Here is a 20,614-nt window from a genome sequence, read left to right as displayed (position 1 = left end):
GGAAAATGCTTATGTTGGTATCGCGTGGTCTTGTTGCAGGGTTTACCGTGGCGTTGCTGTTGGTGGGCTGTGGAACACGGATGACCAAGGCCCCTGTGGAGGACCGGGGAACCTATGCCGGTGCCATGACCACCACGACCGGATCGCCGCAGCCCGGGGTGGTGGCCGCGCCCATCAAACCCCTGCCCGGGGCCGAGAATGCCGGAAAGCCCGGCTACTACACCGTCAAGCCCGGTGACACCCTGATCCGCATCGGCCTGGAGAACGGGCAGGGCTGGAAGGACATCGCGCGCTGGAACAACCTGGAGAACGCCAACCTGATCGAGGTGGGCCAGGTGCTGCGCGTCATCGCACCCGGCACGACCCCGCCGCCCGTGATCGCCGCCGATACCGGCGTGGTCACGCGCCCGGTGACCTCCACGACCATCACCCCATCGGCGCCGACGGCAACCCCGTTGCCGCCCGCATCCACCGCCAGCGGCGCCAGGCCTGTCACGCCGGCGCCGGCCGTGGCGGCCACGCCGGCACCGAGCGCGGGCGAGGACGACCTGAACTTCATCTGGCCCGCATCGGGCTCGCTGCTGGCCGGTTTCGACGAGGCCCGCAACAAGGGCTACGACATTTCCGGCAAGGCCGGCGACGCGGTGCTGGCGGCCGCGGACGGGCGCGTGGTGTATTCCGGTGCCGGCCTCAGGGGTTATGGCAACCTGGTGATCCTCAAGCACAACAACACCTTCCTGACGGCTTACGCGCACAACCAGACGCTGCTGGTCAAGGAAGACCAGTCGGTGCGCAAGGGGCAGAAGATCGCCGAGATGGGCAGCACCGACGCCGACCGCGTGAAGCTGCACTTCGAGATCCGCCGCAACGGCAAGCCGGTGGACCCTGCGCGCTACCTGTCGGCGCGTTGAGCGCCGTGGTGGTGCCCGCGCAAGCCCCTGAACCCGGCCAGCCTGGCAGCCCTGACGAGGAGTGGGCCGGCGAGGAGGCTGGCGGATCCGACGAGGCCGAGGTGCGCCAGATGCAGGTGGGCACGGCGCAGCATGCCGCCCGCCTGGACCGGGCCCTGGCCGAGCTGGTGCCCGAATTTTCCCGCAGCTACCTGCAGCAATTGCTCGGCCAGGGACTGGTGCGCCTGAACGGCAGCCCGGCGACCAAGGCATCGCTCAAGGTCAAGGCCGGTGATGGCCTGAGCCTCGAGATGCGCCCCACGCAACAGAGCCAGGCCTTTCGGCCCGAGGCGATGGACATCGACGTGGTGTACGAGGACGAGCACCTGCTGGTGGTGAACAAGCCCGCCGGCCTGGTGGTGCATCCGGCCCCCGGCAACTGGAGCGGCACCCTGCTCAATGGCCTGCTGGCGCGCGATGCCAAGGCGCTGCTGGTGCCGCGCGCGGGCATCGTGCACCGGCTGGACAAGGACACCAGCGGCCTGATGGTGGTGGCGCGCGAGCGCGCCACCATGGACGCGCTGGTGGCCATGATCGCGGCGCGCACGGTGCACCGCCAGTACCTGGCGCTGGCGCACAAGCCCTGGGCCGGCGCTGCCCGCCGCACGGTGGAGCAGCCTATCGGCCGCGATCCGCGCAACCGCCTGCGCATGGCCGTGGTGGACCTGGCCAGCCATGCCGGCAAGCCGGCGCGCACGGATTTCCGCCTGCTCGAAGGGGTGGACGCGGGCTGCTGGGTGGAATGCACGCTGCACACCGGCCGCACGCACCAGATCCGCGTACACATGGCTTCCATCGGCCATCCGCTGGTGGCCGACGTGCTCTACGGCGGCACCCCGGTGGGGGCCTTGCAGCGCCAGGCGCTGCATGCCTTTCGCCTGGCGTTCACCCATCCCGTCACCGGCCAGCCGCTGCAGCTGCATGCCCCGCTGCCCCGGGACATGGGCGATGCACTGTCTTTTTGGGGCCTGCGCTACAATGGCGCATAGCGAAACGCAGTATCTGTGTTTCCAGGCCTGACCGGCCCTGGGGCGTGAACACCGCGCCCCGAACCCGAAGACGGAATCCCGCCGGGCCCCAGTGTCGCGCCAGCGGCCGCGCAGTATGCGCCCCTTGATGGATGAATCCCCGCTGCTGGTGCGGTCCCTGTCACGACACGTGCCACCTTTTTTCCCGGAATCGCTGAACCATGAACACGGTGGATGCCAAACGGGTCCTTGAGACTGCCCTGATTTGCGCGCAGCAGCCCGTGGCGCTGCGCGAGATGCGGGTGCTTTTCAATGACGCCCTGGGTACGGACACGCTCAAGTTGCTGCTGCTCGACCTGCAGCGCGACTGGTCCCACCGGGGGGTGGAGCTGGTGCAGGTGGCCACGGGCTGGCGCCTGCAAAGCCGCCCCGAAATGCGCGAGTACCTCGACCGGCTGCACCCCGAGAAGCCGCCCAAGTACACGCGCGCCGTGCTGGAGACGCTGGCCATCATTGCCTACCGGCAGCCGGTGACGCGCGGGGACATCGAGGACATCCGCGGGGTGACGGTGAACAGCCTGATCATCAAGCAGCTCGAAGACCGTGGCTGGGTGGAGGTGATCGGCCACCGCGAGACGGTGGGGCGGCCTTCCTTGTTCGCGACCACGCGCCAGTTCCTCGATGACCTGGGCCTGGCCTCGCTGGACCAGTTGCCCATGCTGGAGGATGCCTCGGGCCATGCCAACGTGCTGGAGGCCATGGCGGCTGCGGCGCAGGGCGTGATCGAGGAGCCGGTGGAGGAGGAGGGCGCGGCGGAAGCTGCGCAGCCGCCCGAGGGCGATGCCCCAGAGCCACTGGTCGGCGAGCCGGCCGACGGCGGCGTGACGACCGAGCCTGTCCAGCAAGCCCTCGCTGGCCTGGAAGTTGGGGCTGTGCCGGATGGGGACGCCGATGCCAACGATGCCAACGATGACAGCGACGACGATGATGATGGGCTGGTGGCAGCCGCTGCTGCGTGGGCATTGGAAGCCGCCGAGGTCTTGCTGCCGGACGATGTTTCGGGCGGGGCCGTGGAGGGCGGGGCGGTACGGCTCGATGGCGACAGCCATCTGGTGGCCGGCGACGATGCGGCCCAGGCAGGTACCGCTTTGAGTGCGGACGATTTGAACAAGACGGAGCGGGGCGATGATGCTTCCCGCGACGATGATGACGATGCCCCACAGGGCGTCCAGGGAAAGCTGACATGAACGACGATTCGACGACCCCCGACCCCGCCACCTCCGGTGCCGAGGCTTCCACGGCGCCTGCCAAGCCACGCCGCGCACCGCGCAAGAAGGTGGTGGCCGACGATGCTGCCACTGCCGTGGCGCCCGCCGAGGCCGCAGTGCAGCCGGCTGCAGAGGCCGAGCCTGCGGTGAAGAAGCCGCGCAAGCCGCGCCAGCCCCGCGCAGAGGCCGATGTGGCTGTGGTGGTCGAAGCGCCCCAGGCGCAGGAGCCCGCGCCGCAGCTGGCCGTGCAGGAGGTGCTGCCCCTGGTCGACGTGCAGGCCGTGGCCTCCCAGGACGCACCTGCTGCTGGCGACGCAGAGGATGCGGCAGCGCCGGTGCCGACGGTGCTGGTCGACCGTGCGCCCGGCGCGCGCATCTATGGCGATGCCCCCCGTGCGGAGCGTGGCGATGGCCAGGAGCGCAGGGACGGCCGCAAGGAGGGGCACGGCAAGGGCCAGAACCAGCCTGGCCAGAAGGGCCCCCGGGGTCCCAAGCCGCAGCATGGCGTGCAGGGCTACCAGTTCGAGGACGTGGTCTCCGGCCAGTTCGATGCGGACGAAGAATCGGGTGAGGAGGTGCCCCTCAAGCGCGTGCTGCTGCCCCAGGTGGAGACGCCCAAGCTGCACAAGGTGCTGGCGCAGGCCGGCCTGGGCTCGCGGCTGGAGATGGAGCAGCTCATCCTGGAAGGCCGCATCTCGGTCAACAGCGAGCCGGCGCACATCGGCCAGCGCATCCAGTTCGGCGACCAGGTCAAGGTCAACGGCAAGCCCATCCGCTACCGCATCGACCCGCCACCGGCACGCGTGATCGCCTACCACAAGCCTGTGGGTGAAGTGGTGTCGCACGACGACCCGCAGAACCGCCCCACGGTGTTCCGCAAGCTGCCGCGCCTGCAGCAGGGCAAGTGGCAGTCCGTGGGCCGGCTGGACCTGAACACCGAAGGCCTGCTGCTGTTCACCAGCTCGGGCGAACTGGCCAACAAGCTCATGCACCCGCGCTTCGGCCTGGAGCGCGAGTACGCCGTGCGCGTGCTCGGCGCCCTGAGCAATGAAGAAAAAGCCAAGCTGATCGAGGGCGTGCGCCTGGACGACGGCATGGCCGCCTTCGGCTCCATCGAAGACGGCGGCGGCGAAGGGGCCAACTGCTGGTACCGCGTCACCATTTCCGAAGGCCGCAACCGCGAAGTGCGGCGCATGCTGGAGTCGGTGGGCCATGCGGTCAGCCGGCTGATCCGCATCCGCTACGGCGCCATGGTGCTGCCGCGCGGCCTCAAGCGCGGTGCGTTCCTGGAGCTGGACGAAAGCGACATCCGCGCACTGGTGAAGGCCGCAGGCGCCGGGCGCGACCCGTTGGAAGACCGTGGCGATGCCGCGCCGGGCGAAGGCGCCCCCGCAGGCAACGGCAACAAGCGCGGCAATATCCGCCGCGGCGGACCACGCGGCGACGGCAGTCGCCGTGACCAGCCTCCGGGCGCCGGCGCCAACGGCCCGCGCGGCCAGAAGCCCCGCCGCGATGGCGGTGGTGGCGGGCAGGGCGGCCGGGGTGGCAATGGCAGCGGTGGCAACAACAATGCGGACCGTGCGCGCGGCGGCTCGGCCCAGCCCGATCCGATGAAGACCTCGGTCGGCTACATCGGTACCGACAGCCTCTCGCGCCACCGCCAAGCCCAGCGTGCTCCTGGTGGCGGTGGTGGTGGCGGCCCGCGCCGTGGCCGTGGCCGTTGATTCACAGGGGTTACCCGGCGCACGGTTAGAATCGAGGGTTTTGTCCGCTGGGCAAAAGAATTCGCATCGTTTATATCAATCCAATCAGGAAAAACACCATGGCAATCGAACGCACTCTCTCCATCATCAAGCCTGACGCAGTCGCCAAGAACGTGATCGGCCAGATCTATGCCCGTTTCGAAGCTGCCGGCCTGAAGGTCGTGGCGGCCCGCATGGTGCACCTGTCGCGCCTGGAAGCCGAGCAGTTCTACGGTGTACACAAGGCACGTCCCTTCTTCAAGGACCTGGTCGATTTCATGATCTCCGGCCCCGTGATGATCCAGGCCCTGGAAGGCGAAAACGCCATCCTGAAGAACCGCGAACTGATGGGCGCCACCGACCCCAAGAAGGCAGAAGCCGGCACCATCCGCGCTGACTTCGCCGACAGCATCGACGCCAACGCCGTGCACGGCTCGGACGCCGCCGAAACGGCTGCCGTGGAAATCGCTTTCTTCTTCCCTGGCCTGAACATTTACACCCGCTGAGATGGTGGTCCCCATGCTTGAGCCCACCCCGGTGGGGCGGCCGCACCATGGGGACGACTGCGAGCGGTTACCCGAAGGGACGCCGCTATGACGACCGCGATAGAAACCACCGCTGTGATCGCCCCGCCTGCCACCAAGGCAGCGGCGACCCTGGCCACGACCACCAACCTGCTCGAGTTCGATCTCGACGGCCTGGCGGCCTTCTGCGAAAAGCTCGGTGAGAAGCGCTTTCGCGCGACCCAGCTGTTCCGCTGGATCCACCAGCGCGGCGCGCGCGATTTTGACGCCATGAGCGACCTGGCCAAGGCCCTGCGTGACAAGCTCAAGGGCTGCGCGCATGTCCAGGCGCTGCCGGTCATCACCGAACATGTCTCGGCCGACGGCACCGTCAAGTGGCTGTTCGACGTGGGCGGTGGCAATGCGGTCGAGGCCGTGTTCATCCCCGAGGACGACCGCGGCACCTTGTGCATTTCCTCTCAGGCCGGTTGTGCCGTGGGATGCCGTTTCTGCTCCACCGGCCACCAGGGCTTCAGCCGCAACCTCACCACCGGTGAGATCGTGGCCCAGCTGTGGTTTGCCGAGCATGCGCTGCGTGCGCGCCTGGGCAAGACGGAACGCATCATCTCCAACGTGGTGATGATGGGCATGGGCGAGCCCCTGCAGAATTACTCGGCCCTGGTGCCGGCGCTGCGCGTGATGCTGGACGACCATGCCTATGGCCTGTCGCGCCGCCGCGTGACGGTGTCGACGTCGGGCGTGGTGCCCATGATCGACCGGCTGGCCCAGGACTGCCCCGTGGCGCTGGCCGTTTCGTTGCATGCACCCAACGATCCGCTGCGCGACAACCTGGTTCCGCTGAACCGAAAATACCCCATTGAAGAGCTGCTGGCCGCGTGCAACCGCTACCTGGAACACGCGCCGCGCGACTTCATCACCTTCGAATACTGCATGCTGGACGGGGTCAACGACCAGCTCGAGCATGCGCAGCAGCTGATCGACCTGGTCAAGCCCGCGCGCGGCGAGGGCGTGCGCTGCAAGTTCAACCTGATCCCCTTCAACCCGTTCCCGGCATCAGGCCTTTTGCGTTCTTCACAGGCGCAGGTGCTGGCCTTTGGCAAACTGCTCAGCGACGCGGGCATCGTGACCACGGTGCGCAAGACGCGCGGCGACGATATCGACGCCGCCTGTGGTCAATTGGCCGGTGACGTCAAAGATCGCACAAAAGCGGCGGAGCGCATGGCCAAACAGCGCACAATCGCGCTCAAACCGGTGACCTGACAAATCAAACTTGAAGGAGGCTCTACATGGTGGGATTGGTTGAACGCTGGCAGCGCATGGGCCGCTGTGCGCTCCTGGCCTGTGGGGTGGTGGCTGGCGTGGCGGGGCTCTCGGGCTGTGCGGGCGGCGGCAGTGGCCCATCGGCCGGCGAGCCCGGCGGTACTGTCTTCACCCCGTCCGACGAGCCCGAGGCGCGCCGCCGCGCCCGCATCCGCCTGGAGCTGGCGACCAATTACTTCGAGAACGGCCAGACCACGGTGGCGCTGGACGAGGTCAAGCAGGCCCTGGTCGCCGACCCCACCTATTCCGACGCCTTCAACCTGCGCGGCCTGATCTACCTGCGCCTCAACGAGTTCGGCCAGGCCGAGGACAGCTTTCGCCGCGCGCTGGGCCTGCGCAGCAACGATCCCAACCTGTTGCACAACCTGGGCTGGTTGCACTGCCAGCAGCGCAAGTACGCCGAGGCCGACCAGAGCTTCGTGACGGCGCTGGCCAACCCGGCCTATACCGCACGCAGCAAGACGCTGATGGCGCGCGGCCTGTGCCAGATGGAAGCCGGCCAGGTGGCCGAGGCCGAGCAGTCGTTGCTCAAGGCCTACGAGCTCGATGCATCCAACCCCGTGGTGGGCTACCACCTGTCCAATCTTCTGATGCGCCGCAATGAGCTCACGCGGGCGCAGTTCTACATCCGCCGCCTGAACAACAGCGATTTCTCCAACGCCGAAACGCTGTGGCTGGGCATCAAGGTCGAGCGCGGCCTGGGCGACACGGTCGCCATGCGCCAGTTGGGCGATCAATTGCGCAGGCGTTTCCCGGAAGCGCGTGAGACGGGTGCCTATCAGCGTGGGGCTTTCAATGAGTGATTCGGTGGCAGGGGTGTCGGTGCATGCAGAGGCGCCGGGAATGGCGGGGGGCAGGACAGCGGGGACCATGCTGCGCGAAGCGCGCATGGAGGCCGGCCTGCACATTGCAGCGCTGGCCGTGGCCTTGAAGGTGCCGGTCGCCAAACTGGAGGCCCTGGAGGCTGACAATTTCTCGGTGCTGCCCGACACGGTGTTCGTGCGGGCCCTGGCATCGAGCGTGTGCCGCACGCTCAAGATCGACGCGGCGCCCATCCTGGCGCTGCTGCCGCAGAGCAAGAGCCCGCGCCTGGTGGCGGGCAACGCGGGGATCAATGCGCCGGTCAAGGGCAGCAGCTCCAGCGCGGGCAACGGCTCCTTCGCTCCGGCCTCGTCGGGCGGCAAGAAGTCCTGGGCCATCACCGTGGTGGTGCTGGCCTTGCTGGTGGGGGCCCTGGCCATCATGTTCGTCCCGGCCGACCGCAATCCGTTCGGCAGCAGTGCGGTTGACGAGGTGCCTGCGTCCCCACCCGTGTCGGCCCAGGAGCCGCAGGCCCCTGTGGCTGCCGCATCCAGCCCGGCGGCTGCGCCCGCTCCCTCCGCTCCCGTGGTGACCGCTCCTGCGCCGGCTGCGACTTCCGCAGTCCCCGCGCCTGCAGCCGCCGGGGTCGCCAGTGCGGCGGCTCCTGCGGCCGCCCTGTCGGCGGCATCGACGCCAGAGGCGGTGTCGATCTCCAGTGTTCTGACGCTGAGTGCGCGCGGCGCCTCGTGGGTGCAGGTGCGCGATGCCAATGGAACCATTGCCCTGCAGAAGAATCTGGCAGTGGGTGAGTCGGTGGCCGTCTCGGGCGCGCTCCCTCTGGCGGTGGTGATCGGCCGGGCCGATGTGACCGATGTGTTTGTGCGTGGCAAGCCATTCGCGCTGACCACCGTTTCGCGCGAAAATGTCGCGCGTTTTGAGGTGAAATAAGTGGACAAGTCCCTGACCGATCCGGCCCCGATTGCCATTGCCCTGCCTGCCCCCCGGCGCTCCCGCCAGGCCCGCGTGGTCTGGGGTTCGCGCGTGGTCACGGTGGGGGGCGATGCGCCGGTGCGCGTGCAGTCCATGACCAATACCGATACGGTGGATGCCATTGGCACCGCCATCCAGGTCAAGGAGCTGGCGCAGGCCGGCTCCGAGTTCGTGCGCATCACCGTCAACACGCCCGAGGCGGCGCAGGCGGTGCCCTACATCCGCGAGCAGCTCGACCGCATGGGCGAAACCGTGCCGCTTGTGGGGGATTTCCACTTCAACGGCCACCGGCTGCTGACCGACTACCCGGACTGCGCGCAGGCGCTGTCCAAGTACCGCATCAACCCCGGCAACGTGGGCAAGGGTGACAAACGCGACCGCCAGTTCGGCCAGATGATCGAGGCCGCCATCCGCTGGGACAAGGCGGTGCGCATCGGCGTCAACTGGGGCAGCCTGGACCAGGAGCTGCTGGCCGAGCTGATGGACACCAACAGCCGCCGCGCCAGGCCCTGGGAGGCGCGCCAGGTGATGTACGAGGCGCTGATCACCTCGGCCATCGAATCGGCCCGCCGGGCCGAGGAAATGGGCCTGAACGGCGACCAGATCATCCTGTCGTGCAAGGTCAGCGGCGTGCAGGACCTGATTTCCGTGTACCGGGCCCTGGCCCAGCGCTGCGACTATGCGCTGCACCTGGGCCTGACCGAGGCCGGCATGGGCACCAAGGGCACGGTGGCGTCGGCCACGGCGCTGTCCATCCTGCTGCAGGAAGGCATTGGCGACACCATCCGCGTCTCCCTGACCCCGCAGCCGGGCGAAGCCCGCACCCAGGAAGTGGTCGTGGCGTCCGAAATCCTGCAGTCGCTGGGCCTGCGCATTTTCGTGCCCAGCGTGACGGCCTGCCCCGGCTGTGGCCGCACCACCAGCACTACCTTCCAGGACCTGGCCAAGCAGATCGACGACTACCTGCGCGCGCAGATGCCTGTGTGGCGCGTCAAGTACCCGGGCGTGGAAAAGCTCAAGGTGGCGGTCATGGGCTGCATCGTCAACGGCCCGGGCGAGAGCAAGCATGCCGACATCGGCATCAGCCTGCCGGGTACCGGCGAAGCGCCCGCAGCACCGGTGTTCATCGATGGTGAGAAGGCCCTGACCCTGCGCGGCGAGAACATCGCCAACGAGTTCCACCAGGTGGTCGAAAACTACATCGAAAAACGCTTTGGCGGCACCCATCCGGTGGCCGCCCCGGCGGTGGGTGCGCCCGACGGCGCACTGGCCTGACCCGGCGGCGGCCGACGCCCCTGCGACAATCGCACCCTGCGGGCCCAAACGGCCCAGCGAGGCGCCTCCCTGGAGCCGCCTCCCGTATCCCTATTCAAATGGAAGCCCATTGCCGTGAGTAAAGACGTATCTGCCGCTGCCGCCAAGCCCGAGAAGCTGGTGGCGGTCAAGGGCATGAATGACATCCTGCCGCCCGACTCAGCCCGCTGGGAGTGGCTGGAAGAGAAGGTGCGCAATCTGATGGCGCGCTATGCCTACCGCAACATGCGCACGCCCATCGTCGAGCCCACGCCGCTGTTCGTGCGCGGCCTGGGCGAGGTGACCGACATCGTCGAGAAGGAGATGTACTCCTTCGAAGACCGCCTCAATGGCGAGCGCCTGACCCTGCGCCCCGAGGCCACGGCCGGCGTGGTGCGCGCGGTGGTCGAGCATTCCATGCTGTACGAGGGCGGAAAGCGCCTGTACTACATGGGCCCCATGTTCCGCCACGAGCGCCCCCAGCGCGGCCGTTACCGCCAGTTCCACCAGATCGGTGCCGAGGCCCTGGGCTTTGGCGGCCCCGAGGTGGATGCCGAGCTGATCCTGCTGGCCAACGCGCTGTGGAAAGACATCGGCCTTTCCAGCGTGCGCCTGGAGCTCAACAGTCTGGGTCAGCCCGAGGAGCGCAAGGCGCACCGCGCGGCGCTCATCGCCTATTTCGAGCAGAACGCCGACCAGTTGGACGAAGAGGCGCGCCGCCGCCTGCACGCCAACCCGCTGCGCATCCTGGACACTAAGAACCCGGCCATGCAGGCGCTGGTGAATGCCGCACCGCGGCTCATCGACTTCCTGGGCGCCGAGTCGCTGGCGCACTTCGATGCGGTCAAGGCCATCCTGGATGCCAATGGCGTGGCCTGGACGGTCAACCCGCGCCTGGTGCGCGGCATGGACTACTACAACCTCACGGTGTTCGAGTTCATCACCGAGCAACTGGGCTCGCAGGGCACCATCTGCGGCGGCGGGCGCTACGACTACCTGATCGAGCAGATCGGCGGCAAGCCCGCGCCGGCCGTGGGCTGGGCCCTGGGCGTGGAGCGTGTGCTGGAACTGGTCAAGGAGCAGGGCGCCGAGGTGCCGGCCCTGGTGCCCGATGTCTATGCCATCATCCCCGGCCGCGCGGCGCTGCCTGTGGCCAGCCGCGTGCTCGAGCAGTTGCGTGCCCAGGGTGTCCAGGTGCAGATGCATGGCGCGCCGACGGCGGGCGAGGGCATGGGCAGCATGAAGTCCCAGTTCAAGAAGGCCGACGGCAGCGGCGCGCAGTATGCTTTGGTGTTTGGCGACGATGAACTCGCCCGCGGCACCGTCACCGTGAAGTCCCTGCGCGATGGCGCCGGCGGCGCCCAGGTGGAGCAAGCCATCGCCAATGTGGCCGATTGGGCCGCCACCCTACAATCCAACCGTTAATTCTTACCTATCTCCATGGCAAATCACTTAGACCTCGAAGAGCAGGAACAACTGGACCAGCTCAAGCATTTCTGGAACCAGTGGGGTACCCTCATCAGCTGCGTGCTGATCGTGGTGTGCGGTTCGCTGGCGGCATGGAACGGTTACCAGTACTGGCAGGGCCGCCAGGCCACCAAGGCGGCGGCGCTGTTCGATGCAGTCGAAGTCGCCAACCGCGCCAAGGACCAGGCGCGCGTGGAGCAGGCTTTTGGCGACCTCAAGGCCAGCTATGCCGGCACGCCCCAGGCGGCCCAGGCCGGTTTCCTGCTGGCCCGCAGCCTGGTGGAGGCTGCCAAGGCCGATGAGGCACGCGAGGTGCTTGCCTGGGTGGCCGCGAATGCGGGTGACGATGGCTTCAAGGCCCTGGCCAAGCTGCGCCTGGCCGCCGTGCTGACCGAACAGAAGAAGTACGACGAAGCGCTGGCCCAGCTGTCGGGCTCGCTGCCTGCGGCGTTCGATGGCGTCGCCGCCGACCACCGGGGCGACATCCTGATGCTGCAGGACAAGCGCACCGAAGCCCTGGCCCAGTACACCAAGGCCTACAAGGCCATGAGTGAAGACGTGGAATACCGCCGCCTGGTGGAAGTCAAGCTCAATGCGCTGGGCTCCAACCCCGCCGCAGATACCGTGGCGGCCGCCAAGACGGCAGAGGCGGCCAAATGAGCGCGCGCCTGGCTTCCCGGATGGGGCAGGGCCGCGCGGCCCGTGGCCTGGTGCTGCTGTCCCTGGCGGCGGCGCTGGCCGGCTGCTCGATGATGCCCAGCGGCTCCTTCTGGGGCGGCGCGTCCAAGCCCGTGCCGGCCGACCTCGGTGCCAATGTGCCCGTGCTGGGTGTACGCCAGGCCTGGACCAGCAAGGTCGGTGCGGTGGCGGCCCTGTCGCTGGACGTGCGCGTCAATGGCACCACGGTGACCGTGGCCTCGGCCGATGGCACGGTGGCGGCCATCGATGCCCGCACGGGGGGCGACGTCTGGCGCCTGGCCCTGGCCGAGCCGTTGTCTGCCGGCGTCGGCAGCGATGGCAAGCTGGCCGCGGTGGTGGCGCGCAGCAATGCGCTGATCGCCATCGATGCCGGCCGCGAACGCTGGCGCCAGCCCATGGCCTCGCAGGTCTTCACCGCCCCGCTGGTGGCCGGTGGCCGCGTGTTCGTGCTGGCCGCCGACCGCACCGTGACCGCCTTCGACGCGGCCACGGGCAAGCGCCTGTGGGCGCAGCAGCGCCCCGGCGAGCCCCTGGTGCTGCGCCAGGATGGCGTGCTGCTGGCGGTGGGCGACACCCTGGTGGTCGGCCTGTCTGGCCGCCTGGTGGGCCTGAACCCCGACAACGGCAGCGCCCGCTGGGAGGCCCCGCTGGCCAGCTCGCGTGGCACCAACGACGTCGAGCGCCTGGTCGAGCTGGTGGGGCGCAGCAGCCGCGTCGGCGAATCCGTGTGCGCCCGTGCCTTCCAGTCGGCCGTGGGCTGCGTGAACACGGTGCGCGGCAACGTCGCCTGGACCCAGCGTGCTGCCGGAGCCGAAGGCATCGATGGCGACAAGGATGCGATCTTCGGCACCGAGAGCAATGGCGCGCTGGTGGCCTGGAACCGCAACGACGGCACGCGCCTGTGGGGCTCCGACCGCCTCAAGCACCGCAAGCTGACCTCGCCGCTGCTGCTGGGTCGCTCGGTGGTGGTGGGCGACGACACGGGCCTGGTGCATCTGCTGTCGCGCACCGATGGTGCGCCCCTGAACCGCATGACCACCGATGGCTCCGGCATTGCCGCGGCCCCGGTGGCTGCGGCCGACACCCTGGTGGTGGTCACCCGCAATGGCGGTGTATTTGGCTTCAGGCCAGAATGATGGATCGTATTCAATGAAGCCAGTTATCGCCCTCGTGGGGCGGCCGAATGTCGGTAAATCCACGCTGTTCAACCGCTTGACGAAGACCCGCGACGCGATCGTGGCGGACTTCGCCGGGCTCACGCGTGACCGCCACTACGGCAATGGCAAGCAGGGCAAGCACGAGTACATCGTCATCGATACCGGGGGCTTCGAGCCCGATGCCTCCACCGGCATCTACCGCGAGATGGCCAAGCAGACGCAACAGGCCGTGGCCGAGGCCGACGTGGTCGTCTTCGTCGTGGATGCGCGCGCCGGTGTTTCCGCACAAGACCATGACATCGCCAACTACCTGCGCCGGCTGTCCAAGCCCTGCGTGTTGGTGGCCAACAAGGCCGAGGGCATGGTCGAGGGCGTGCAACTGGCCGAGTTCTATGAGTTGGGGCTGGGCGAGGTGTTCCCTGTGTCGGCCGCGCACGGCCAGGGCATTCGCAGCTTGGTGGAGATCGCACTCGAACCGCTGAACCTGCCCGACCCGGACGAGGCCGATGCTGCGGACGACAAGAGCGTCATCAAGCTCGCCGTGGCGGGCCGCCCCAATGTGGGCAAGTCCACCCTGATCAACACCTGGCTGGGCGAGGAGCGCCTGGTGGCGTTCGACATGCCGGGCACCACGCGCGATGCGATCACCGTGCCCTTCGAGCGCAACGGCCAGCGCTTCGAGCTGGTGGACACGGCTGGCCTGCGCCGCAAGGGCAAGGTCTTCGAAGCCATCGAGAAGTTCTCGGTGGTCAAGACGCTGCAGGCCATCGAGTCGGCCAACGTGGTGCTGCTGCTGCTCGATGCCACGCAGGGCGTGACCGACCAGGACGCGCACATTGCCGGCTACATCCTGGAGAGCGGCCGCGCCGTGGTGCTGGCCGTGAACAAGTGGGACGCCGTGGACGAGTACCAGCGCACGCTGCTGGAGCGCTCCATCGAAAGCCGCCTGTCGTTCCTGAAGTTCGCCTCCATGCACTTCATCTCGGCCAAGAAGCGCCAGGGCCTGGGCCCGCTGTGGACCTCCATCGTGCAGGGGCACAAGGCGGCCACCTGCAAGATGTCCACCCCCGTGCTCACCCGGCTGCTGCTGGAGGCGGTGCAGTTCCAGGCGCCCAAGCGCTCGGGCATGTTCCGCCCCAAGCTGCGCTATGCGCACCAGGGCGGCATGAACCCGCCGGTGATCGTGATCCACGGCAACTCGCTGGAGCATGTGACCGATGCCTACAAGCGCTTCCTGGAAGGGCGCTTCCGCAAGGAATTCGACCTGGTGGGCACGCCGCTGCGCATCGAGGTCAAGACCTCGCACAACCCCTTTGTGGACAAGGACGAAGGATGATGGCGAAGTCCCCCGACCGCGTTGGCGGTGGGGGATGGCTAATGCATGTGCTGCACTGCAGCATGGTTATTGCAGCGACATGATTCTGTGCATGGCACTTAAGAGTAACCATCTGTTTCTTGGGGCGGATAATCTCCAGGGACATTTCCCTGGCAAGCACCCCGGTCCGGCGTGAACAAAGGCCGGGTTGGCGAAAGGCCATGGCAACAGGCGGCAAAACTCTGACTTTGCTGTGGTAAGGTGGTGGTTTACAACAACATTTTTGAACACGGAGAATATCGTGAGCAATAAAGGCCAACTTTTGCAAGATCCTTTCCTGAACGCACTGCGTAGGGAGCATGTGCCCGTTTCCATCTACCTGGTGAACGGTATCAAGCTGCAAGGGCAAATCGAATCGTTCGACCAGTATGTGGTGTTGCTGCGCAATACCGTCACGCAGATGGTCTACAAGCATGCCATCTCCACCATCGTGCCTGGCCGCGCGGTCAATTTCTCGACGGCCGAAACCCCTGATGCAGACGGCGCCGGCAACTGAGTTGCGGCATCCAGTTCAGCATTCAACTCTGGGTCAGATGGTCATGGGCGGAGGCCATCCGCTTTGAGCGCTCCCGCATCTTCTGACGCGGGTAGTGGAGCCTCGGTATTGTTGGTGGGGGTCGACTTTGGTCTTCCCCATTTCGATGGCGAGCTCGAAGAGCTGGGTTTGCTTGCGCAAACTGCGGGGCTCAACCCCGTGGCGCGCCTGACCTGCAAGCGCAAGGCACCCGATGCCGCCCTGTTCGTGGGCAGTGGCAAGGCCGACGAGATCCGCACCCTGGCGCAAATGCACGGTGCGGTGGAGGTGCTGTTCGACCAGTCGCTCAGCCCTGCGCAGCAGCGCAACCTGGAGCGGCACCTGGAGTTGCCGGTCTCTGACCGCACCTTCCTCATCCTCGAAATCTTCGCCCAGCGCGCCCGCAGCCATGAGGGCAAGCTGCAGGTGGAGCTGGCGCGGTTGCAGTACCTGAGCACGCGCCTGGTACGCCGCTGGTCGCACCTGGAGCGCCAGACCGGCGGCATCGGTGCGCGCGGCGGCCCGGGCGAAAAGCAGATCGAACTCGATCGCCGCATGATCGGCGAGGCCATCAAGCGCACGCGCGAGCGGCTCGTCAAGGTCAAGCGCCAGCGCTCAACCCAGCGCCGCCAGCGCGACCGGCGCGACACCTTCACCATCTCTCTGGTGGGCTATACCAACGCCGGCAAGTCCACGCTGTTCAATGCGCTGGTCAAGGCCCGCGCGTACGCGGCCGACCAGTTGTTTGCCACCCTGGACACCACCACGCGCCAGCTGTACCTGGGCGATGCGGGGCGTTCGGTGTCGCTGTCCGACACGGTGGGCTTCATCCGCGATTTGCCGCACGGCCTGGTCGATGCCTTCCAGGCCACGCTGCAGGAGGCGGTCGATGCCGACCTGCTGCTGCATGTGGTCGATGCCTCCAATCCCCATTTCCCCGAGCAGATGGACCAGGTGCAGCGTGTGCTGCACGAGATCGGTGCCGCCGACATTCCACAGCTGCTGGTGTTCAACAAGCTCGATGCGCTCGGTGCCGAGCAGCAGCCCGCGCTGCTGGAAGACCAGTACGAAGTGGAAGGGCAGATGGTGCCACGCCTGTTCGTGAGTGCGCGCTCCGGCCAGGGGCTGGACACTTTGCGCCGTGCGCTGTCTGCACGGGTGCTGGCGGCACAGGAGGACATGACCCCAGCTGATGCTGCCCCATTGCCAGCCCACGAAGAGTGATTGGGCACAATGCCGTTTTGATCGATGCCACCAGAGAACCAGAGACTTTGCGCATGAATTTCCAAAATCGCACCCTACGCTGGGCTTCGCTGCCAGAACGTATCCGGGGCATGTTCAATCTGAACGATCCCCGCTGGGGCCGTGGTGAAGACAAGCCGGATGAAGGCGCTCGCCCGGACGAGCGCCCGCCGGCGCAGCCCCCCGCAGGCAACCGTGGGCGCGAGAACAACAAGGGCCAGGGCAATGGCCAGCCGCCGGACCTGGACGAACTGTGGCGTGACCTCAACCGCAAGCTCGGCGGCCTGTTTGGCGGCAAGGGTGGCGGTGGCGGGCGCGGCACGGGGGGCGCCGGCAACGGCGGCTTCCAGCCTCCCGACATGAAGAGCGCGGGCGTGGGCGTGGGCCTGATCGCCGGCATCATCTTCGTGATCTGGATGGGCACGGGCTTCTTCATCGTGCAGGAAGGCCAGCAGGCCGTGATCACCCAGTTCGGCAAGTACAAGAGCACGGTGGGTGCGGGCTTCAACTGGCGCCTGCCGTACCCGATCGAGCGCCATGAACTGGTGTTCGTGACGCAGATCCGTTCGGCCGACGTGGGCCGCGACAACATCATCAAGAGCACGGGCCTGCGTGAGTCGGCCATGCTCACCGAAGACGAGAACATCGTCGAGATCAAGTTCGCCGTGCAGTACCGCCTGAGCGATGCGCGCGCCTGGCTGTTCGAAAGCAAGAATCCTTCGGATGCCGTGATCCAGGCCGCTGAAACGGCCGTGCGTGAAGTGGTGGGCAAGATGCGCATGGACACGGCACTGGCCGAAGAGCGCGACCAGATCGCGCCGCGCGTGCGCACGCTGATGCAGACCATTCTGGACCGCTACAAGGTGGGTGTCGAAGTGGTGGGCATCAACCTGCAGCAGGGCGGCGTGCGCCCACCCGAGCAGGTGCAGGCTTCTTTCGACGATGTGCTCAAGGCCGGTCAGGAGCGCGAACGCGCCAAGAACGATGCCCAGGCCTATGCCAACGACGTGATCCCGCGTGCTGTGGGTTCGGCGTCGCGCCTCAATGAAGAGGCGGCTGCCTACAAGGCCCGCATCGTGGCCCAGGCACAGGGCGATGCGCAGCGCTTCTCCTCGGTGTTGGCCGAGTACCAGAAGGCGCCCCAGGTCACCCGCGACCGCATGTACATCGAGAGCATGCAGCAGATCTACGGCAACGTGACCAAGGTGCTGGTGGATTCGCGCCAGGGCTCCAACCTGCTGTACCTGCCGCTGGACAAGATCATGCAGAGCGTGGCCACCGGCACGCCAGGCGCCCTGGATGCGGCGCCCGCCAGCGCTGCCACCACGGTGGTTCCGGCTGCGCCTGCGGCCCCTTTTTCGAATGACCCCCGGGCGCGTGACAGCAGTCGCACACGCGAACGTGAATCCCGCTAGGAGCAGCTCGTGAACAGAGTCGGATTTATCGCATCCACCCTCCTGGTGGTGCTTGCACTCATGAGCTCCATGCTCTTCGTGGTGGACCAGCGCCAGTTCGGCGTGCTCTACGCGCTCGGGCAGATCAAGGAAGTGATCACCGAGCCGGGCCTGAACTTCAAGCTGCCTCCGCCGTTCCAGAACGTGACCTACATCGACAAGCGCCTGCTCACGCTGGACAGCCCCGATACGGAGCCCATGCTCACGGCCGAAAAGCAGCGCGTGGTGATCGACTGGTACGTGCGCTGGCGCATCTCCGAGCCCACCCAGTACATCCGCAACGTGGGTCTGGATGAAAGCGCCGGTGCCATGCAGCTCAACCGCGTGGTGCGCAATGCCTTCCAGGAAGAAATCAACAAGCGCACCGTGAAGGAGCTGCTGTCGCTCAAGCGCGAAGCGCTGATGGCCGACGTGAAGCGCGAAGTGCTGGAAACCGTGCGCGGCGCCAAGCCCTGGGGCGTGGACGTGGTGGACGTGCGCATCACGCGCGTCGACTATGTCGAGGCCATCACCGAGTCGGTGTACCGCCGCATGGAGGCCGAGCGCAAGCGCGTGGCCAACGAGCTGCGTTCCACCGGTGCTGCCGAAGGCGAAAAGATCCGCGCCGATGCCGACCGCCAGCGCGAGATCGCCATTGCCAACGCCTACCGCGATGCCCAGAAGCTCAAGGGCGAAGGCGATGCCGAAGCCGCCCGCATCTACGCCGAGGCCTTTGGCCGCGACCCGCAGTTTGCGCAGTTCTACCGCAGCCTGGAGGCCTACAAATCGAGCTTCAACAAGAAGAGCGACGTGATGGTGGTGGACCCCTCGTCGTCCGAGTTCTTCAAGGCCTTCCGAGGTGGCACCGCTGCATCCGCGGCGCAGCCTGCCGCCCCGCGCAAGTAAAAAGCGGCGCCAGGCGCGCAACGGCAGCCTCTGCATTGCAGGGCTGCCGTTTTTTTTGGGTGTCTTTTTCACTGCAAGGTGGGCCGGCATCTTCTGTTCCATGTGCCCGATCCCCTTGTTGGCCAGTCCCCGTTTGAGGGGCCTTGGCCGGTGCCGGTAGAATCACGGTTTTAACAGCCTCCCCTTTTCTCATGTCTGCTTGGGTCCTGCCGGATCACATTGCCGATGTCTTGCCGTCCGAAGCGCGGCACATCGAAGAATTGCGTCGCGGGCTGCTCGACACGGCGCGCTGCTATGGCTATGAGCTGGTCATGCCGCCGCTGCTGGAGCACCTGGAATCCCTGCTGACCGGTACCGGAGAGGCGCTGGACCTCCAGACCTTCAAGCTGGTGGACCAGTTGTCGGGCCGCTCCATGGGGCTGCGTGCGGACACCACGCCCCAGGTGGCGCGCATCGATGCCCACCTGCTCAACCGCAAGGGCGTGACACGGCTGTGCTACTGCGGCCCCGTGCTGCACACCCGCCCCGACCGCCCCCATGCCACGCGCGAGCCGCTGCAATTTGGCGCCGAGATCTACGGCCATGCCGGGCTGGAGGCCGACCTCGAAGCCCTGCAACTGGCGCGTGAATGCCTGCGCGTGGCCGAGGTGCGCGACACCACCATCGACCTGGCCGACGTGCGCATCGTGCGCAGCCTGCTCGCCGGTGTGGCGGTGGATGCACCGCTGCTCAGCCGCATCCATGCCGCCCTGGCGGCCAAGGACGCGAGCGAACTGGCAACGCTGACCCGTGATTTCCCTGCGGCATCGCGCCAGGGGCTGCTGGCGCTGCTGCAGCTGTATGGCGATGAATCCGTGCTGGCCGAGGCCGACCAGGCCTTGAAGCACATCGCCGGCGTTTCCGAGGTGCTGTCGCACCTGCGCTGGCTGGCTTCGCGCCTGGATGGTGCGGTGGTCACCTTTGACCTGGCCGACCTGCGTGGCTATGCCTACTACAGCGGCACGCGCTTTGCCATCTACGGCAAGGGCGCCAGCGACGCGCTGGTGCGCGGCGGGCGCTATGACGAAGTGGGTGCCGTGTTCGGGCGCAACCGGCCTGCGGCCGGCTTCAGCCTGGACATCAAGCAACTGGTGAGCGTGGTGTCACCGCGCGCCCTCAAGGCCGCCATCCGCGCGCCCTGGGGCGAAGCGAGCGACGTGAATGCCGCCATTGCCGAGCTGCGCCGCCAGGGCGAGACGGTGGTGTGTGTTCTGCCTGGGCACGGGAGCGAAGTCGATGAGTTCCACTGTGACCGAGAGCTGGTGCAGATTGCGGGCCAGTGGGTCGTGCAGGCTGTTTGAGTTAATTGCAATTGAAAATTGGGTCTGAGATGAAAGCAACCAAAGGTCGCAACGTAGTGGTGGTCGGAACCCAATGGGGTGACGAAGGCAAGGGCAAGCTGGTCGACTGGCTCACCGAGAGCGCGCAAGGCGTGGTCCGGTTCCAGGGCGGTCACAATGCCGGCCATACGCTGGTCATCAACGGCGTGAAGACCGCACTGCACCTGATCCCCAGCGGCATCATGCGTCCGGGCGTCAAGTGCTACATCGGCAACGGCGTGGTGCTGTCGGCCGCCAAGCTCTTCGAGGAAATCGAAGGCCTGGAGAAAGCCGGTGTGGAAGTGCGCTCGCGCCTGCGCATCAGCGAGGCCTGCCCGCTGATCCTGCCCTTCCACGCTGCCATCGACGTGGCCCGTGAAGCGGCGCGCGAGCAGGGCGGTACCGAGAAGATCGGCACCACCGGCCGCGGCATCGGCCCGGCTTACGAAGACAAGATCGCGCGCCGCGCGCTGCGCGTGCAGGACCTGAAGTACCCCGAGCGCTTTGCCGCCAAGCTGCGCGAGCTGCTGGACCTGCACAACCATGTGCTGACCACCTACCTGGGCTCGGCCAAGTTCATTTTCGGCGACGCCTTGAAGCCCTATAT

The 20,614-nt window shown here is 67.0% G+C and carries 19 protein-coding genes (1 of these 19 cut by a window edge); all 19 read left to right on the top strand.

The features are described from left to right. Window positions 1-11: 11 nt before the first annotated feature. Window positions 12-911: a peptidoglycan DD-metalloendopeptidase family protein gene (locus AC0IZS_RS00125; protein ID WP_471633787.1), complete on the top strand. Its 900-nt coding sequence runs from the start codon at window positions 12-14 to the stop codon at window positions 909-911. Further along, complete coding sequence (locus tag AC0IZS_RS00120; protein ID WP_471633786.1) at window positions 908-1,939, top strand: RluA family pseudouridine synthase; 1,032 nt, start codon at window positions 908-910, stop codon at window positions 1,937-1,939. The genes AC0IZS_RS00125 and AC0IZS_RS00120 overlap by 4 nt, the downstream gene beginning before the upstream one ends. Before the next feature lie 200 nt (window positions 1,940-2,139). Continuing rightward, window positions 2,140-3,165 carry an SMC-Scp complex subunit ScpB gene (scpB, locus tag AC0IZS_RS00115; RefSeq protein WP_471633785.1) on the top strand — a complete coding sequence of 342 codons (1,026 nt, stop codon included), beginning with the start codon at window positions 2,140-2,142 and terminating at the stop codon, window positions 3,163-3,165. Next, window positions 3,162-4,910: a pseudouridine synthase gene (locus AC0IZS_RS00110; RefSeq protein WP_471633784.1), complete on the top strand. Its 1,749-nt coding sequence runs from the start codon at window positions 3,162-3,164 to the stop codon at window positions 4,908-4,910. The genes scpB and AC0IZS_RS00110 overlap by 4 nt, the downstream gene beginning before the upstream one ends. 98 nt (window positions 4,911-5,008) lie before the next feature. Next, a complete protein-coding gene (ndk, locus tag AC0IZS_RS00105; protein WP_007848912.1) occupies window positions 5,009-5,434 on the top strand; it encodes a nucleoside-diphosphate kinase in 426 nt (141 codons plus the stop codon). An 87-nt stretch (window positions 5,435-5,521) separates the two neighbouring features. Then, window positions 5,522-6,712 (top strand): dual-specificity RNA methyltransferase RlmN, encoded by a 1,191-nt coding sequence (rlmN, locus tag AC0IZS_RS00100; RefSeq protein ID WP_471633783.1) that lies wholly within the window; start codon window positions 5,522-5,524, stop codon window positions 6,710-6,712. A gap of 26 nt (window positions 6,713-6,738) precedes the next feature. Then, window positions 6,739-7,575: a type IV pilus biogenesis/stability protein PilW gene (gene pilW, locus AC0IZS_RS00095; protein ID WP_471633782.1), complete on the top strand. Its 837-nt coding sequence runs from the start codon at window positions 6,739-6,741 to the stop codon at window positions 7,573-7,575. After that, window positions 7,568-8,521: a helix-turn-helix domain-containing protein gene (locus tag AC0IZS_RS00090; RefSeq protein ID WP_471633781.1), complete on the top strand. Its 954-nt coding sequence runs from the start codon at window positions 7,568-7,570 to the stop codon at window positions 8,519-8,521. The genes pilW and AC0IZS_RS00090 overlap by 8 nt, the downstream gene beginning before the upstream one ends. Beyond that, window positions 8,522-9,838, top strand: coding sequence for a flavodoxin-dependent (E)-4-hydroxy-3-methylbut-2-enyl-diphosphate synthase (gene ispG, locus AC0IZS_RS00085; RefSeq protein WP_471633780.1), 1,317 nt, complete (start codon window positions 8,522-8,524; stop codon window positions 9,836-9,838). 174 nt (window positions 9,839-10,012) lie between these two features. Beyond that, window positions 10,013-11,281: a histidine--tRNA ligase gene (hisS, locus tag AC0IZS_RS00080; protein ID WP_471639445.1), complete on the top strand. Its 1,269-nt coding sequence runs from the start codon at window positions 10,013-10,015 to the stop codon at window positions 11,279-11,281. Window positions 11,282-11,296: 15 nt separating this feature from the next. Beyond that, a complete protein-coding gene (locus AC0IZS_RS00075) occupies window positions 11,297-11,983 on the top strand; it encodes a YfgM family protein (RefSeq protein WP_471633779.1) in 687 nt (228 codons plus the stop codon). 20 nt (window positions 11,984-12,003) lie between these two features. Continuing rightward, window positions 12,004-13,158 (top strand): outer membrane protein assembly factor BamB, encoded by a 1,155-nt coding sequence (gene bamB / locus AC0IZS_RS00070; RefSeq protein WP_471639444.1) that lies wholly within the window; start codon window positions 12,004-12,006, stop codon window positions 13,156-13,158. Window positions 13,159-13,171: 13 nt separating this feature from the next. After that, complete coding sequence (gene der / locus AC0IZS_RS00065) at window positions 13,172-14,515, top strand: ribosome biogenesis GTPase Der (protein WP_471633778.1); 1,344 nt, start codon at window positions 13,172-13,174, stop codon at window positions 14,513-14,515. Between the two features lie 280 nt (window positions 14,516-14,795). Then, window positions 14,796-15,050, top strand: coding sequence for an RNA chaperone Hfq (gene hfq / locus AC0IZS_RS00060; RefSeq protein WP_007848873.1), 255 nt, complete (start codon window positions 14,796-14,798; stop codon window positions 15,048-15,050). Between the two features lie 63 nt (window positions 15,051-15,113). Beyond that, on the top strand, window positions 15,114-16,292 hold the full coding sequence (hflX, locus tag AC0IZS_RS00055; protein WP_471633777.1) for a GTPase HflX: 1,179 nt from the start codon (window positions 15,114-15,116) through the stop codon (window positions 16,290-16,292). 53 nt (window positions 16,293-16,345) lie between these two features. Then, window positions 16,346-17,725 carry an FtsH protease activity modulator HflK gene (gene hflK / locus AC0IZS_RS00050; protein WP_471633776.1) on the top strand — a complete coding sequence of 460 codons (1,380 nt, stop codon included), beginning with the start codon at window positions 16,346-16,348 and terminating at the stop codon, window positions 17,723-17,725. A gap of 9 nt (window positions 17,726-17,734) precedes the next feature. Beyond that, entirely contained in the window at window positions 17,735-18,649 is a 915-nt protein-coding gene (gene hflC / locus AC0IZS_RS00045; protein ID WP_471633775.1) for a protease modulator HflC, read from the top strand. A 191-nt stretch (window positions 18,650-18,840) separates the two neighbouring features. After that, the gene (locus tag AC0IZS_RS00040; protein WP_471633774.1) at window positions 18,841-19,989 is read left to right on the top strand and encodes an ATP phosphoribosyltransferase regulatory subunit; all 1,149 of its coding nucleotides are present in this window, start codon (window positions 18,841-18,843) and stop codon (window positions 19,987-19,989) included. Between the two features lie 29 nt (window positions 19,990-20,018). Beyond that, window positions 20,019-20,614 carry the start of an adenylosuccinate synthase gene (locus AC0IZS_RS00035; protein ID WP_471633773.1) on the top strand. It continues 781 nt past the right edge of the window, so only the first 596 of its 1,377 coding nucleotides appear in the window; its start codon is at window positions 20,019-20,021; its stop codon lies off the right edge, out of view.

This window comes from Acidovorax sp. AC410 (assembly GCF_979253235.1).
Note: the sequence above shows the minus strand (reverse complement) of the source record. Positions and strands in the feature narration are given on the sequence as shown.

Coding starts and splice junctions, on each gene's coding strand:
- AC0IZS_RS00090 (WP_471633781.1), top strand. CDS start 7,568: ATGAGTGATTCGGTGGCAGGGGTGTCGGTGCATGCAGAGGCGCCGGGA.
- pilW (WP_471633782.1), top strand. CDS start 6,739: ATGGTGGGATTGGTTGAACGCTGGCAGCGCATGGGCCGCTGTGCGCTC.
- AC0IZS_RS00125 (WP_471633787.1), top strand. CDS start 12: ATGTTGGTATCGCGTGGTCTTGTTGCAGGGTTTACCGTGGCGTTGCTG.
- hisS (WP_471639445.1), top strand. CDS start 10,013: ATGAATGACATCCTGCCGCCCGACTCAGCCCGCTGGGAGTGGCTGGAA.
- AC0IZS_RS00040 (WP_471633774.1), top strand. CDS start 18,841: ATGTCTGCTTGGGTCCTGCCGGATCACATTGCCGATGTCTTGCCGTCC.
- scpB (WP_471633785.1), top strand. CDS start 2,140: ATGAACACGGTGGATGCCAAACGGGTCCTTGAGACTGCCCTGATTTGC.
- rlmN (WP_471633783.1), top strand. CDS start 5,522: ATGACGACCGCGATAGAAACCACCGCTGTGATCGCCCCGCCTGCCACC.
- der (WP_471633778.1), top strand. CDS start 13,172: ATGAAGCCAGTTATCGCCCTCGTGGGGCGGCCGAATGTCGGTAAATCC.
- AC0IZS_RS00075 (WP_471633779.1), top strand. CDS start 11,297: ATGGCAAATCACTTAGACCTCGAAGAGCAGGAACAACTGGACCAGCTC.
- hflK (WP_471633776.1), top strand. CDS start 16,346: ATGAATTTCCAAAATCGCACCCTACGCTGGGCTTCGCTGCCAGAACGT.
- AC0IZS_RS00110 (WP_471633784.1), top strand. CDS start 3,162: ATGAACGACGATTCGACGACCCCCGACCCCGCCACCTCCGGTGCCGAG.
- bamB (WP_471639444.1), top strand. CDS start 12,004: ATGGGGCAGGGCCGCGCGGCCCGTGGCCTGGTGCTGCTGTCCCTGGCG.
- ndk (WP_007848912.1), top strand. CDS start 5,009: ATGGCAATCGAACGCACTCTCTCCATCATCAAGCCTGACGCAGTCGCC.